Annotated in this window: 14 protein-coding genes and 3 pseudogenes; 5 read left to right on the forward strand and 12 right to left on the reverse strand. The window is 43.1% G+C overall.

What is annotated here, in order from left to right; translation table 11 throughout:
- Nucleotides 1–103 precede the first annotated feature (103 nt).
- From nhaC to ACY3LV_RS20735, 4 genes and pseudogenes are all read right to left on the reverse strand, one after another.
- Complete coding sequence (gene nhaC, locus ACY3LV_RS20720) at nt 104–1,465, reverse strand: Na+/H+ antiporter NhaC (RefSeq protein WP_464864436.1); 1,362 nt, start codon at nt 1,463–1,465, stop codon at nt 104–106.
- Between the two features lie 124 nt (nt 1,466–1,589).
- Nucleotides 1,590–2,090: a universal stress protein gene (locus ACY3LV_RS20725; protein ID WP_148964129.1), complete on the reverse strand. Its 501-nt coding sequence runs from the start codon at nt 2,088–2,090 to the stop codon at nt 1,590–1,592.
- Between the two features lie 489 nt (nt 2,091–2,579).
- Complete coding sequence (locus tag ACY3LV_RS20730; protein WP_148964342.1) at nt 2,580–3,245, reverse strand: alpha/beta hydrolase; 666 nt, start codon at nt 3,243–3,245, stop codon at nt 2,580–2,582.
- A 144-nt stretch (nt 3,246–3,389) separates the two neighbouring features.
- Nucleotides 3,390–3,572: pseudogene (locus ACY3LV_RS20735) on the reverse strand (abhydrolase domain-containing 18); the annotation flags it as partial.
- A gap of 101 nt (nt 3,573–3,673) precedes the next feature.
- Here ACY3LV_RS20735 and bmrD point away from each other — a divergent pair.
- A pseudogene (bmrD, locus tag ACY3LV_RS20740) lies at nt 3,674–4,442 on the forward strand (multidrug resistance ABC transporter ATP-binding protein/permease BmrD); the annotation flags it as partial.
- Nucleotides 4,443–4,486: 44 nt separating this feature from the next.
- Here bmrD and ACY3LV_RS20745 read toward each other — a convergent pair.
- The 6 genes from ACY3LV_RS20745 to spaC all read right to left on the reverse strand — a co-directional run bounded on the left by ACY3LV_RS20745 (nt 4,487) and on the right by spaC (nt 8,598).
- Nucleotides 4,487–5,107 (reverse strand): NAD(P)-dependent oxidoreductase, encoded by a 621-nt coding sequence (locus ACY3LV_RS20745; RefSeq protein WP_148964130.1) that lies wholly within the window; start codon nt 5,105–5,107, stop codon nt 4,487–4,489.
- 38 nt (nt 5,108–5,145) lie between these two features.
- Entirely contained in the window at nt 5,146–5,271 is a 126-nt protein-coding gene (locus tag ACY3LV_RS20750; protein WP_148964131.1) for a hypothetical protein, read from the reverse strand.
- Between the two features lie 104 nt (nt 5,272–5,375).
- Nucleotides 5,376–5,579: a beta type acid-soluble spore protein SspB gene (gene sspB / locus ACY3LV_RS20755; protein ID WP_087991221.1), complete on the reverse strand. Its 204-nt coding sequence runs from the start codon at nt 5,577–5,579 to the stop codon at nt 5,376–5,378.
- 210 nt (nt 5,580–5,789) lie between these two features.
- Nucleotides 5,790–6,008 carry a YheE family protein gene (locus tag ACY3LV_RS20760; RefSeq protein ID WP_072566014.1) on the reverse strand — a complete coding sequence of 73 codons (219 nt, stop codon included), beginning with the start codon at nt 6,006–6,008 and terminating at the stop codon, nt 5,790–5,792.
- Between the two features lie 147 nt (nt 6,009–6,155).
- Nucleotides 6,156–7,517 carry a spore coat associated protein YheD gene (gene yheD, locus ACY3LV_RS20765; RefSeq protein WP_464864437.1) on the reverse strand — a complete coding sequence of 454 codons (1,362 nt, stop codon included), beginning with the start codon at nt 7,515–7,517 and terminating at the stop codon, nt 6,156–6,158.
- Nucleotides 7,507–8,598, reverse strand: coding sequence for a spore coat associated protein SpaC (gene spaC, locus ACY3LV_RS20770; RefSeq protein ID WP_087991224.1), 1,092 nt, complete (start codon nt 8,596–8,598; stop codon nt 7,507–7,509). The genes yheD and spaC overlap by 11 nt, the downstream gene beginning before the upstream one ends.
- Before the next feature lie 266 nt (nt 8,599–8,864).
- Here spaC and ACY3LV_RS20775 point away from each other — a divergent pair, with 266 nt between their 5' ends.
- Nucleotides 8,865–9,998, forward strand: coding sequence for a DUF445 domain-containing protein (locus tag ACY3LV_RS20775; RefSeq protein ID WP_148964135.1), 1,134 nt, complete (start codon nt 8,865–8,867; stop codon nt 9,996–9,998).
- 92 nt (nt 9,999–10,090) lie between these two features.
- On the forward strand, nt 10,091–10,444 hold the full coding sequence (locus ACY3LV_RS20780; RefSeq protein ID WP_148964136.1) for a YlbF/YmcA family competence regulator: 354 nt from the start codon (nt 10,091–10,093) through the stop codon (nt 10,442–10,444).
- A 301-nt stretch (nt 10,445–10,745) separates the two neighbouring features.
- Here ACY3LV_RS20780 and ACY3LV_RS20785 read toward each other — a convergent pair whose 3' ends face one another.
- Nucleotides 10,746–11,819, reverse strand: a complete 1,074-nt coding sequence (locus ACY3LV_RS20785; protein WP_464864438.1) for a DNA alkylation repair protein — start codon at nt 11,817–11,819, stop codon at nt 10,746–10,748.
- Between the two features lie 489 nt (nt 11,820–12,308).
- Between ACY3LV_RS20785 and ACY3LV_RS20790 the strand changes: the two genes are divergently transcribed.
- Nucleotides 12,309–13,175 carry a Cof-type HAD-IIB family hydrolase gene (locus tag ACY3LV_RS20790; RefSeq protein WP_148964138.1) on the forward strand — a complete coding sequence of 289 codons (867 nt, stop codon included), beginning with the start codon at nt 12,309–12,311 and terminating at the stop codon, nt 13,173–13,175.
- Between the two features lie 112 nt (nt 13,176–13,287).
- Nucleotides 13,288–14,796 (forward strand): coproporphyrinogen III oxidase, encoded by a 1,509-nt coding sequence (locus ACY3LV_RS20795; RefSeq protein WP_464864439.1) that lies wholly within the window; start codon nt 13,288–13,290, stop codon nt 14,794–14,796.
- A gap of 17 nt (nt 14,797–14,813) precedes the next feature.
- Here the strand turns inward: ACY3LV_RS20795 and ACY3LV_RS20800 are convergent.
- Nucleotides 14,814–14,994 (reverse strand): annotated as a pseudogene (locus ACY3LV_RS20800) (hypothetical protein); the annotation flags it as partial.

Consider the following 14,994-nt stretch of genomic DNA (forward strand, 5'->3'; position numbering starts at 1 on the left):
TCTTTTATTTTATTACACGTGAATGGGTATTTTAAGGAAAAAATAAAGACTGTCGAGATTTTCTCGACAGTCTGAAGAGCCCGCTTTGCAAGCGGAGCTCTTTTTATTTTTTAATAAATCCAACCAAAATTGAGATCATTGGCGATATATAAAGGAAGAATGCAAACGGGATATAGTCTATGACGGGAACGCCAAGCGCGCTCGCCATAAAGGCTCCGCATACTCCCCAAGGGATCAACGGATTCATTAATGTCCCGCCGTCCTCTAAGGATCTGGAAAGATATTTTCGCTGGATGTTTTGTTTGTCGTATAAGGTTTTGAATGATTGTCCCGGTATTAATATTGATAAATACTGTTCACCGGTTGCCAAATTGACGCCGATGCTTGAACAGACAGTCGCCGCAATCAGCTGGCCTTTCGAGCGGATGCCTTTCATGACACCCTCCAATAGCGCGGAAATTAACCCGATTTTCTCCATCAATCCGCCGAGTGCAAAAGCGATCATAATGAGCGAGACTGAGCCCATCATGGATTGCAGTCCGCCTCTGTTGATAATTTTAGCGGCAGCCTCATTGTCAGTTTCGAACGTCGTGCCATGTTGCAAAGCTGTCATAAATGCTTGCATGCTGCTGTCAGGTACAAAGATAGCAGTCAAAATTCCCGAGGAAATAATTCCTGCAGTCAGAACGGGAATCACGGGCACACGCTTAACCGCCAGCAAAACGACCAAGAGCGGTGAAAGAAGCGCCCATGGCGTCACATTTGCGGCATCCTTGATCCCGGCCATAACATGTTGAATATCGTCGGTTGAAGCCGTGTCTGCTGATACTGATAAACCGAGAAAGTAAAACAGCACGACGGTGATGAGCAAAGCCGGAATAGTAGTGCCCATCATATGCCGAATGTGTTCAAAGATCGGTATTTCGCCTATGCCAGCGGCAAAATTGGTTGTGTCCGACATCGGCGACATTTTATCACCAAAGCATGCGCCGCATATGACCGCGCCTGCCGTCCATTCAAGCGGAACGCCGGCCGCGCTCGCCACGCCAATCAGTGCGACTCCAATCGTGCTCACAGTTGTCAGGCTTGAGCCGACAAGCGTGCTGATGATCATGCAGGAAAACAAAGCCGTCAAAAGAAGGTGGCTGGGTTCAATAAAGGACAGGACATAAACTGTTACGGACGGAATTGCGCCGCTGTACATCCAAGCGCCGATTAAGATGCCGATCAGCGCCAGTACGATAATCGGCTGTACGCCGTTCTTAATCCCATCTGTAATCCCTTTTTCTAGGGACTTCCAGGAAAAACCGAACCATAAACCGGCTGCTGAAAGCATGACAACACATAGAAACAGCGGGATATGCGGTTCTGTATGAAGCAAGAATAAGCAAGAAATAATGATGCCTAACATAAATATAAATAAACCGACGGCTAACGGAAATGTCAGCTTTTTTTGAGAATCCAAAATAACACCCCATATGATCTTTAATGCTTTTGTGCTTTTGGGCACGAAAGCATTATAACAGAAAAAAACGAAAATCTATGTTTTTTCACAATTATGACTTTAAAAAAGCGAGCACTGGGCGTGCTCACTTTACAATCAGGACGGGTATATCCGATTTCGCTGAAAGTTTTTCACTTACACTTCCGAATAATAACTTTTTCAGCTTGTTTTGGTCTCTGCTTCCGGTTACGATCATATCAGCAGAAATGCGGTTCGCATACTCGATAATGGATTCAGCCGGATCGCCTTCTACTATATCTATATTTCCATTGGCCTGCTGGTCATTGAGCATCATCCTGGCTTCGGCGATGACTTCTTCCGTACGGTCCTCGTAGATGATTGGCTCAGTTGGTGCGACATCTGATATCAGCGGATCAGGAACACTCGTCATGCCTCCGCCCATATAACTTGCTCCTGCTTCGGGTCTCGGCGGGTCGATGATGGTCTGAGTGTCTTTCATATCATGTGAATGGGCGACGGTAATGGCGGCATCTACGGTTTTAGCAAGATCAATGGCTGTCTGAAGCGCTCTCTTACTATTTTCACTTCCGTCAAACGCAACGATAATACGGTCAGCATGAAACATCATTTTCACCCCTTCAAAAAACGTCTTACAACACAATACCCGGATTTGAGAACCATTAACCTTTTCCTTATCAAGTGAAGATTGATATAATTTGTTATTCTTTTATCAAAAGGTTCTAAGATGACTGCTGGCTCGTCCCAGAATGTCAACATGATAATTTTTTCAAAGCCTTTCTCATTTCATTCCCTAGACAGACAAGTGAAGACCACGTAACTCTTCATTTTCAGATAAAGTAAAATTCATTCATACAACATCAACATCTAAAGAATCATTTTTTTGAGCTTCTTCTTTAGTAAATGCTTGACTAACAACTATGATACCGGTCTCTTTTTGAACCAAATCAGATATACATTTCAACTAGACTGAATCATCCTCAATCATCACTCTAATTTTATCCATAACATTCCCCTTGCAAATTGAATGTTTTTACGAGTTTCATAGAATGCAACTCATTAACCAAAGCAACGCAGTGAGTATAAGCATCTTAATCTACCTTTTTATTTGATTTCGAATGAAGGAAAGCGTATCATTTGCCAGCTTTTTGCGACAAAGAACAATACCGGAATGACCACAATTATAGACATATCTTTTGGGTTTCTCCCAACTTTCCCATAAATAATCTGCATCTTTTAAGTCAATATATTGATCATGTTTAGCAGAAATCAGCAGAATGTTATCTTTATTAACTTTCGGCAAGGCTTGGCTAGGATCTGTGATATTCCAATAATTAATTAAATCTTCATAGGTCACACCATTTTGTTCTAATTCTTCTCTTATGAATTTACCTGGGATCGTGTTCCATATCGAATAAGAAAGGCGATTGGCATAAAAGATTGATACCACTGCATCAATTTTAGATTCTAGGGTAGCAATTAGATTAGTAACCCATCCCCCTAAGCTTACTCCCACTATGATAACAGGCCCTTTTTTATTTGCTTTTATCCAGTGAATTAACGCACGTAAATCTACAATGGCCTGTCTTGTCGACTCAATTGTTCGATCAATATTTGCACTTATCATCAATTCGCCACTATACAGTGAATTTTCCGGTTCTCTTTCAAAATGGTATGGAAGAGAATAATAATACATATTCCAGCCTAAATCGTTCATGATACGATTATGAAATATTTTTTTGATCCTATTGTACGAAACCATACGCCAGCCGTGTACAAAGATGACATTGGGTTGATCTATATCATTTTCATTTAAAAAAACCTCCCCTTTTAAAGTATCATTAACAAGATTCCCAGATTGAATTGAGGATTCATAACTAAATGTTCCAACCCTATAACTTTCTTTAGATTCATTCAAATCAATGGAAACATCAGCTATATTTGCACTGTAAAATTCCTCTCTATTATCTATATCGGCTGTAAAAGCAGCAGAAAAATGTTTATCTTTGCTTCTTTTTCTGTGTAAATCATATAGGGCAAAACGATCTATCATTTCTGAAAAATGCACTTTTAAGTCCTCCTTGATTATTAAAAATATAGTTTTTCTCTTTTATGTTTTTATCCCTCAAAGCTGCTTAGGCATTTAAAGCCAGCCGCAGCATTTTTCCTAATTTGGTTGTTTAAACGAGTGAACCAGCGAAGGAGCGCGCGCTGGGACGGGTTGAATTTCGTGATGTGTCATTTGCCTATTAAGATGGTGAAGAGGTATTAAAATATATTTCCTTTGCCGCGCAAAAAGGCGAAACCGTAGCCCTCGTCGGTCATACCGGATCAGGAAAAAACTCGATTTTGAATCTGCTGTTTCGTTTTTTTATGATCCGCAAAAAGGGGATGTTCTGATTGATGGGAGAAGCATTTACAACATGTCAAGACAGGTACTTAGAGCTCATATGGGCATTGTGCTTCAGTACCCGTACCTATTCTCGGGCACAATCGGTTCTAACGTAAGTCTTGATGATGAAAAAATGACCGATGAAAAGATCAAAAAAGCACTGCGGCAAGTCGGGGCCGAGAGCCTTTTGGAAAAGCTGCCCCAAGGCATCAATGAACCCGTGATTGAAAAAGGAAGCACGCTATCCTCTGGAGAGCGGCAGTTCATTTCTTTCGCAAGAGCTCTGGCCTTTGATCCCGCTATTTTGATTTTAGATGAAGTAACGGCGCATATTGATACAGAGACAGAGGCCGTGATCCAGAAGGCGCTTGATGTCGTCAAACAAGGGCGTTCCACCTTCGTCATCGCCCATCGGCTTTCAACAATCATTAAACGCGGATCAGATTTTTGGTCCTTGATAAAGGAGAAATTGTTGAAAGAGGGAACCATGAGGAATTAATGGCGGTCAAAGGACAATACTATCAAATGTATGAGCTGCAAAAAGGCAAGAAACCTTCCATTGCATAATGCTCACAACCCCAAAACAATCGTGTTTTGGGGTTGTTATGTAGTTAATAAGCCAGTCCGGCACGATATCCGGCATACTCGCCTGTAATGAGCTCATGAGATAAAAAATCAGCTGTATCGCCGACCGTAATGCTTGTGCCGCCCTCCGGCAAAACGTTACGCTCCACACGGTAATCGCCGGTTACTGCTCCGTCCGGGAGGTAAGTGGGGCAGATGATTGTCCAGTCTAAAGATGATTCTTTTAGCATTTCGTATACTTTTGCATGCTCCTTGGCTGCTCGGGTCAGCTTTCGTTTCGATTCATTTGTTTCATACCGGTATTTTCCCAGCTCATAGCGGGAATCAAGAATACCTGCGGTGCCGATCGTAATCAGCCGTTTGATATGCTTTTCCCTCATAATGGCGATAATGTGTGCCATTGCTATTGACAGGGTATCATCACCATCTGTACCGAGACAGCTGATTGCGATCTCAGCATCTTTCATCACTTTTTTTACATCTTCCCGGCGGCGCGCATTCCCTATAATGATCCGGTCTTTTGAAAGGGGGAGCTCAGCATGATGAGATCTGACCAGAGCGTATATATCAAATTGTTCATCTGCGGCAGCTTGTTTTAAAAAAGCTTGTCCGACACGGCCGCTGGCTCCAAATAAAGCGATTTTCATCAAAAAACCTCCTCGTCCCTCATTATAAAAGGATGTTCTCAGTTTGAACAGCGCGGGAAAGAATACCTGTACAAATAGACAGAACGATGGGAAACATATTCATGAATCATGGATATACTTACAAACTGAACCAGCTCCCAATTCACAACGGCGATGAATGCCACCCTTATTTCCTCCCTTTTTTTCTAGGATATGTGGAGTAGGAAAAAAGGGTGACAATATAAAGAGAGCACGGAAACCGCGCCCTCTATAGCCATATATTGAATTGTTATTGTACGTTGCCGCCCATTTGCTGCTGAGCGAAAGATACTAAACGTTTAGTGATTTCTCCTCCGACAGAACCATTAGCGCGGGAAGTTGTATCCGCTCCAAGGTTAACGCCGAATTCAGAAGCGATTTCTAGTTTCATTTGATCGATAGCCTGAGCTGCGCCAGGAACTACTAATTGGTTTGAAGAGTTTTGGTTAGCCATGTGTAAAATCTCCTTTTTGTTTAGTATGGTTGGGTTAACTGGAGTTGCACCAGTCTGTGGACCCGTCTCGGGTGTCACTGCCGCCTCGGCGTAACCCAATGCTGTGCCGGCTTGTTACTAGTATTATGATAAAATGGCCGGAAACGCATGCGGAGAATTAAGTGGTAAATCTTGAGAAAGCATAAAAAAAGCTTAGCCGTCCAGGCTAAGCTAGTCATAAATATGAAAAAGCATCAGTTCATGTATTTCGTTCGTAAGAGCAGGCTCGTCAGCGCGGGCGGGAAACAAATCTCCCCATTCAATTTCACCGCTTTTATGATAGATGCCCTCATAATGGGTTCCTTTATAATAAAACGAAATTCTCCACCCCGGAAGCTTTTCTTTTTGGAACAAAGGTTTCCAGCTGAAATGAGAAATCATGACGGCCACGCTCCTTAACATTGATATCAATTGACCTGATGACGAACGAATTATTTTCATTGTATCACTGTTTTAGAACATCATTAAGGTCTTTGTGATGCAGTTTGTCCCAGCGATGGATAAAGATAAGCCCGCTTTATCAAAAAAGCGGACAGATTACGAAGGCCATAGCGCTTCAGGGGAGGTAATCGCCTTCTCGGATAAATATGACGCGTATTCAAAGCTTCTTCGTTTTGTCAGAGAATCAACATGATGCAAATTCGGATGAGAAAAAATACTGCGGCCCGGACGCGAATTCGCTTCAAACATCCATACTTTACCGCTTTGATCAATGCCAAAATCGAAACCGATCTCCCCGATAAACCCCTCGATATGATCGTGAAGCACATGGCTTGCCGTCAGTGCGGCCGCGGAAAGCTTTTTAATGACCTCAATTCTTTCAGCGGGAACATCGTATACTTCTGCAAGTGTTTTTACGATTCCGCCATTAGATAGATGTGTTGTAATGCTGTTTTCTCCGGAAATTTTTACGGCTATTGCAGTCACTGTCCATTTCCCTTTTCTATTTTTATTGGTATGGACACGGAAATCCGCTGGTTTGCCTTGAAATTCAATCAGATCCACACCTTGCTGAATGAGAAAGTCAGACAGGTCGTGCTGTTTTTGAAATTCTGCCAGAAATGAGGCGGCGTCGGAATAATCGATAGAAGAAAATGTTTTGGCGTCATTCGTATGTTTCACCGTCAGGACATCGTCTGTTTTTGTCAGCTGGTAAATGCCGGTGCCGAGTGCTCCGTTCGCCGGTTTGATATAGACTTTTTTGTATGCATCACAGAGCTCATCAATCCGCTCCTCAGATGGTGTAAGCTCGGATTTCGGCAAAAAAGGGGCTGTTCTCGGATCTTTTTCGAGCAATTGATGAACGCTCCATTTATTAAAAAATGTTTTATTAAACCATGGAATTTGATATTCATCGATCAGTCTCTTTTTTGTATGCTGCAAGAGAAGTGAATCTTCAATTTTTCGGTTTGGCAAACGGTCATAAACGACGTTCGGCAGCGGGACGATTTTTTTCTCCCAGCCATTTTCCCTGTAAAGGAGTCCCTCAATCGTGCCTTCCTCCCAATTGATTTGGTGAGCGCCAAAAACGAAGCAGTAGCCTCCCGCTTGCTCGTGTAATGTGACAAGCTTAGAAAAAAAGAGGGAACGATCTTTAAAAGGGCGTTCAAGAGATACGGTAAACCCCGCCGTAAAAATGCCGATTAACGGCCCGATATGTACCGTATGATCATGAATCAGAATGTCAGCCCTGCTTCGATGGGGAAGAAAAAGCTCGTGAAACAGATTTTCAGAGAGAAGTACGGTTTGTTCTAAATGCCGCCTGTAAGAAACGTGGCATCTGACAACCTTCGTCCCGAACGCGGCATGCAAGAGACCGTCTCGCTTCAGCGAAGAGGGCAAAAACAAGGTATTTTCACTCGTTTTGTCTATGCCGATCAAAAACCGTTTATGATTCACGCGGAAGAACTCCTTTCTGGCGTTGCTCAGAAAACAGATATTGGCAGCGCTTTAGGGGACAAGTGTACAGCTGATCTTTTTGCTCGGGAGAGACACGCAGAATTGACTTTCTGCCTGGTTTGGAATTAATATCCAATATCCAGATTCTCCCGTCCTTCGCAAGGCATATATCGAGACCAAGTTCAAACAGCGGTCCATAGCGCTCGTCAAGATAATACGGAACCGACTGGGTAATCGAGAACACGTCATCAAGTAAGACTACTTGCTGTTTTTTCGGTATATCTTCAAACCAAGAATCGAATGTCAGCGCATCAGACCCGCCTGACAAATTGGCCAGCAGCCCGTGTTTGTATCCGCGTCTCACGGCCTTTCCGACTGTATTCCATTCACCTGCTTCGTTTTTTTCCATGAACAGGCGAATATCACACGGGTATTGTTCTTTATCTTGAATATTTAAATAAGGCTGAAGCAAATAGTGATGCTGAAGCACTTTTTTGCACCATGTTTTAAAAGAAGCATGGTTGGAAAAGGTTTTGGTCTGCTTATCCTTTCCGATGTGATACGTGGCGGTTATGTTTTTCTTACCGAGATCCAATAGAATAACGCCTCTGCCTCCTGCGCCGAACGCCGGTTTTAAGATGCAGGCTTTTTCCTTGGATAAAAAGGAATGGATTTGTTCATAGCGGCTTACTTTCATCGTCTCCGGAATATAAGGATTGATCACAGCGTGCTGCTGCAAATCATGAAGGACGGTCCATTTATCAGGAAGACCCCGCCCGATGAATTCCGTTTTCGGATATTTTTTGAGCCACTCAACAATCGGCTTCGCTTTTTGGGATTGTGAATCCTTTCCATAAAAACAGCGGTCATAAATATAATCTGGGATCGCCAATTCAGTTTCGTTCCAAGTGCCGCTGGCCGAATGATAGACCGATGCTTTGACACGCAAGGTGTCAGGTGAAATATCAAACGGTGTAAAGCGGATGAATCGTATGCCGAATTCGGGTGCTCTTTCGGCCAGTTCTGCGGAATAATCCGCTTCATGCTGGCGGGATAAGGACATAAAACCGAGTGTTATCATGATGAGACTCCCCCTTTTATTCAAAAGCTGCCGGCGGGTGTCAGCAGCTTTACGGTAAAAACATTCAGGACGAACGCAGCTGACGGTATTCTACTTTACAGATTACGATTCTTCACCTTGCCCTATTCCAGATGTACAAGCTGATTTTCTGACAACACGAATTAGTCTCCTCGTTTGCTAAGTGATTGCATCAGCCTCTATAATACGAATAGATACATGATCTATTTGAAAAAAGATGAAGCACAGATGGAGGAAGATGAATAGGAATGGGTATTGCAGGAACCTTTATTTTTATGATTGTGATCGGCGCTGTCATTGGCGCAGTGACCAATCATTTAGCGATTCAAATGCTATTTAGGCCATATAAAGCGTACTATTTGTTTGGGAAACGAGTCCCTTTTACCCCCGGACTGATTCCGAGAAGACGGGATGAACTCGCAAAACAAATGGGACTGATGGTCGTCAATCATCTCTTAACCCCTGCGGGTATTAAAAAGCGGCTCGTCTCCGATACAGCCAAAAAACAGGCTCTTCAAGTTGGGGAACAACTGATTCAAAAGCTGTCACTTTCTGAAATGACAGTAAAAGAAGCGCTTGAAAAAGCCGGGGTTAAGCGTCCCGATGAAGCGGCAGACGCATGGATCAGCAGCTGGACGGATGATAAGCTGAATGAGCTTTTCCGCCAATACGAGCACCAATCATTAAAAGAGCTGGTGCCTTTGGAAGTGCAGGAAAAGCTTGAGGAAAAAATTCCGATGATTTCAGGGTATATATTGTCACGCGGTGTTCATTATTTTGAAAGTGATGAAGGGAAAATCCGTCTCGGCAATATGATTGATGACTTTTTAAAAGAGCGCGGCATGCTTGGAAGCATGGTGCAAATGTTTCTAGGCAATACAAGCCTTGCAGATCGCGTACTTCCGGAGCTTCTCAAGTTTTTACGGAATGAGGAGACAAAAAAACTGCTTTCTGATCTCTTGAAAAACGAATGGGGCAAGCTGAGGGAGTATACGTTTCATGAAGCAGACGAAAAGTGGAATGCCAAAGCGCTCATTTTCAGCCTGAAACGAAGAGTGCTGCAAACATTTTCGACGGCTCCTTTCTTCGACAATACGATTGGCACCCTTACCCTCCGTTATGAATCTGAGCTGACCCAGCAAATGCTGCCAGCACTGTTAGATCAATTGCTTGAAGGGGTTTCGGCCAATCTTGAAAGTGTCTTAAAACGGATGCGCCTGGAGGAAATCGTTAAGGAACAGGTGGACCAGTTCCCGGTGCAGCGTCTTGAAGAAATGGTCCTGTCCATTTCAAAAAAAGAATTTAAAATGATTACCTATTTGGGAGGCCTTCTAGGTGGAATCATAGGTGCGGTTCAGGCATTGTTTGTCACCCTTTTTTAAGAAGAAATGATTGTTGATTAATGAAAGGTGCTCCATAGTCTGTTATAGTGGAGTGGTATGTCAAACGGCAACGATGAAAGGAGCTATTCACAATGGCTAGTAATTTTTATGATGTAGCGTATGATCTTGAAAAATCATTACGTGGGAGCGAAGAGTTCACCCGTTTAAAAAATCTTTATGATGAAGTAAACGCAGATGAATCTGCTAAAAGCATGTTTGAAAACTTCCGTGATGTGCAGCTTAGACTCCAGCAAAAGCAAATGGCAGGAGAAGAAATTACAGAAGAAGAAGTGACGCAGGCTCAAAAAACAGTTGCGCTTGTACAGCAGCACGAAAAAATTTCTCAGCTGATGGAAGCGGAGCAGCGCATGAGCGTGCTGATCGGTGAATTAAACAAAATCATTATGAAGCCTTTAGAAGAGCTATACGGCAGTGTAGAAGGCTAATCGGCAAAATCCCTTCTTGGAAAAGAAGGAATTTCAGCGTGTCGACAAACCCTCGCATTCGTTGTCAAGGCTGCGCTTCGGTGCTCAATACGGAGTGGAACGGCGGCTAAATTCTCAGGCGTCCTGCCTAAACACCGCCGTCATCACATCCTGTGAAAGTCGCTCCGATGCTCGCCTTTCCTAGACTTCAAGGGTTTTCAATCACGCTGAAAAGATGACAAAATCCTAAAACGAAAACCGTTTTAGGATTTTGTCAACAATCTGAAATCCCTTCTTGGAAAAGAAGGGATTTTTTATTCATTCAGCAAACTTGGAAATTCAATGAATCTTTTACTTCTCCATTGATGATCACTGATAATGTATGGATTCCTTTGTAATGCTTTCTGGTCGTCAGATCCTTAAAGGATTGAATTCTTGTGTATGACTTAGTTTCATTTTTTCGTATATTTGTTTCTGTAATTTTAAATACTTTTTGATGACGCTGACCCCTTGCTTTTATAAAATCAATTGCGTACTCAATTCTTACTTTTTGATCCCTTTCTGAATGAATATAGAAAGAGAATTCGAGGTTTTCTCCAATGGCTATACGGCTGGATTGGCATGTTAAATCATGTAATTGGATCGAATCAGCATTTTGATAACCAAAAAGCTGTAAGGCCTGTTTATCGCCCTTTTTTAATAAGGTTCGATAGGCGTGTTTGATGATCCAATCGGTGTAGGGGTGTGTTCCGTGCCATTGATCTGCGATTTTTTTCAGCAAATGAGGATGCGTTTTTGATATATCATTAAGGCTGTTGGCCACGCTTTTCCTTACATACAAAGATTCGTCCTGCATCAGTTTCTCAAGGATCGGCAGAACGGGGGAAGGGTCCGATTTTAAAGCGGGTATCGATTTTCCCCATGGCAGGCGGGGCCTGCTTCCTTCGCTCGCAAGTCTTCTCACGTGTTCATTTTCATGCTCAGACCATGCAAGCAATTGTGCGATCATTTTTTCTTGATCTAAAAGCAAAAAAGGCCTCACAGCAAATTCTGAGGTAGAATAGTGTGTAAAGTATTCCAACGCCTTTATAGATTCTTCCCAATGCGCTAACCCGTACTGTTCCACATAATCAGGAAATAGAATTCCGCTGAGTCCTTTGAAATGAGGGGATGCATTCCGTAAAATTGCGAGTGCATCACCGTAATGTTTTGGCAGCGTTTCGTATAAGGAAGCTGTAATGCGGCGCATCCGCTCTTTTAAAGCGAGTTCAGGCCAGTCTTCCTGAAGCAATTGTTCTTCGAATTTGTCTTTGTTAAAATCAGGATAGGAATCCATTATACGATGTATCAATTGAAATATCAGTTCTTCATTATATATTTCTTTTAAATCAGCCATCTGATCACCGCTTTTTTGTTTATTATATATATTATATGGGAATGTAAGTTCTGAATCAAGTGTTAGGTTCCAAAAAATAACAATAAATCCTACCTCAGGAATACAACATTTGGTTGATTTTTTTAGTTAAAAAAACCCTTGTCATTGGCAAAGAAAACTGAGATAATAGCATTGAAAGCGCCTACACTTACCTGATTTCAATTGGATACGGTCGCATATCATGCCGTTATATAGAGGGGATAAGCAACAGAGAGAGTAAGTGTTCGGAGCGCGTCATAGGTCAAACAAGGGGTTCCTGATACATGATTTTTCGTAAATCGAAATAACGATATTAGGGAGAATGGCAGCTTCGATCGTATCCTATCATCATGCCATACATAAAGTCTGCTGAGTCAGGCTTTTTTTGCTTGGCAGAAAAGGTTGTTCTAAACACAGAGACAGGGTCATATCCTATACACAAGTACAGTCATCAAGGAGGGGGACATCTCTGTGTCAAAACAATTGCTTGCCTTAAACATAGATGGAGCGCTGCTTCGGTCTAGCGGGAAGATTCATCAGGCAACGAAAGACGCGATTGAATATGTAAAGAAAAAAGGGATTTACGTCACACTTGTGACGAACCGCCATTTTCGTTCAGCGCAGAAAATAGCGAAATCGCTTAAGTTGGATGCCAAGCTGATCACCCATAGCGGAGCATATATCGCTGAGAAAATAGACGCCCCGTTTTTTGAAAAAAGAATTTCTGACGACCATACCTTTAATATTGTTCAAGTGCTGGAGAGCTATCAATGCAATATTCGGCTTCTTCACGAGAAGTATTCCATCGGAAACAAGAAAAAGGTGAATTCAAATTTATTGGGGAAAGCACTCATTCATCCGTCTGATCCGATCTTTTATCCAGTCCAGTTTGTAGAATCATTAAGCGATCTTCTCATGGATGAGCCGGTGAGTGCGCCTGTTATCGAGGTGTACACGGAGCACGACATTCAGCTTGACATTACAGAAACGATTACGAAAGCCTTCTCTGCGGTTGACGTTATTCGCGTAAACGATGAGAAGCTGAATATCGTCCCGAAAGGTGTCTCGAAGGAAGCGGGTCTGGCCCTCGTCGCTTCAGAGCTGGGCTTGACTATGGAAGATGTGGTGGCCATCGGGCATCAGTATGACGATCTCCCGATGATTGAACTTGCCGGTCTTGGGGTAGCGATGGGAAACGCCGCTCCGGAGATCAAGAGAAAGGCTGATTGGGTCACAAGGTCCAATGACGAGCAGGGTGTCGCTTACATGATGAAGGAATATTTCCGAATGCAGCAGCGAAAAGGATTTCTTGATAAGTTCCACATGAAACGTGTGTAAATAAAGCCGCTCGCGCCCTGACAGGTGCGGCGGCTTTTTTGCCGGATTGATTTTAGCGGTCTATTTCTGTAAACTAAAGAAAGTTTTGAATCTGATAAATTAGGTGATGAAGTTGCAAATTAAAATAGAAGGCATACATGATGACCGCCTGCATCGGCCTCTGCAAAATATTGCAAATTTGTTTTATGAAGAGTGCGAGCTTGTGTACGGCGGAGAGGAGCCCGCAGGTTTTGTTATTTCTTTAGACTGCTTACAAACGGATGAGCATGTGACGGTTTCGGGAGAGGTGAAGGGAACTGGCATAACGGAACAGCATACAAAATCTTTTTCTTCAGGTATGAGTGAAAAAGAAGCTTTTAAGCAAGTGAAAAACACGATTTCTTATGTGTATCTCAATCTTCTTCAAGCGCACACGGGCATCACGCAAAAGTGGGGAATCCTTACAGGAATCCGGCCGACAAAGCTGCTTCATAAAAAGCTGCAAAGCGGAATGCCGAAGGAGCAAGCACACGCTGAATTAAAAAAAGACTATTTAATTCATGATGAGAAAATCCAGTTAATGCAGGATATTGTTGACCGGCAACTGGCGGCAGTGCCGGATTTGTATCAAGTAAAGGATGAAGTCAGTATTTATATCGGCATTCCGTTCTGCCCGACAAAATGCGCGTATTGCACATTCCCTGCGTACGCCATCCAAGGGCAAGCGGGCAGAGTCGGTTCATTTTTATGGGGGCTGCATTACGAAATGCAGAAAATCGGCGAATGGCTGAAGGAACATGATGTTAAGGTAACAACCATTTACTTTGGCGGCGGGACGCCGACAAGCATTACAGCGGAGGAAATGGATCTGCTGTATGAAGAGATGGTCCGCTCCTTCCCGGATGTGAAAAACATTCGTGAGATTACGGTGGAGGCCGGCCGCCCTGACACGATTACAGAAGAAAAACTTGCCGTTTTGAACAAATATGACATTGACCGAATCAGCATCAACCCGCAATCCTATGAAAATGAAACGCTAAAGGCGATCGGACGGCATCATACGGTTGAAGAGACCATTGAGAAATATCACCTGTCACGCCGGCACGGCATGAATAATATCAACATGGACCTGATTATCGGTTTGCCTGGGGAAGGCGTGAAGGAGTTTAGACACAGCCTTTCAGAAACGGAAAATCTGATGCCGGAATCCCTTACCGTTCATACTCTTTCCTTTAAACGGGCGTCAGAAATGACAAGAAACAAGCATAAGTACAAAGTCGCCGGCAGGGAAGAGGTTTCTCAAATGATGGATGACGCGGTAGTCTGGACGAAAGAGCATGGGTACGTGCCTTATTATTTGTACCGCCAGAAAAACATCCTCGGGAACCTGGAGAATGTCGGATACTCTTTACCGGGACAAGAAAGCATCTACAACATTATGATTATGGAAGAGGTGCAGACGATTATCGGCATCGGCTGCGGCGCGGCAAGTAAATTTATTGACCGGGATACAGGGAAAATCACACACTTTGCCAATCCGAAAGATCCGAAATCGTACAATGAGCGATTTCAGCACTACACGGACGAAAAAATCAACTATTTAGAGCAGACTTTCGCAGGATGCGGTAACAGGGGTGTTTGAGCAGGACGCTTTAGCTTTTAGCCGCTGATCTTTTTTACATGAGCACCGACGCGCAGGCCTGACAACGAATGCGAGGGTTTGTCGACACGATAAAAGCAGCACTGATCACAGTGCTGCCAGGCTGTCGAGAAAATCTCGACAGTCTTTATTTTTTCCTTAAAATACCCATTCACGTGTAATAAAATAAAAGAAAGACTT

This window comes from Bacillus sp. 11C (assembly GCF_055486375.1).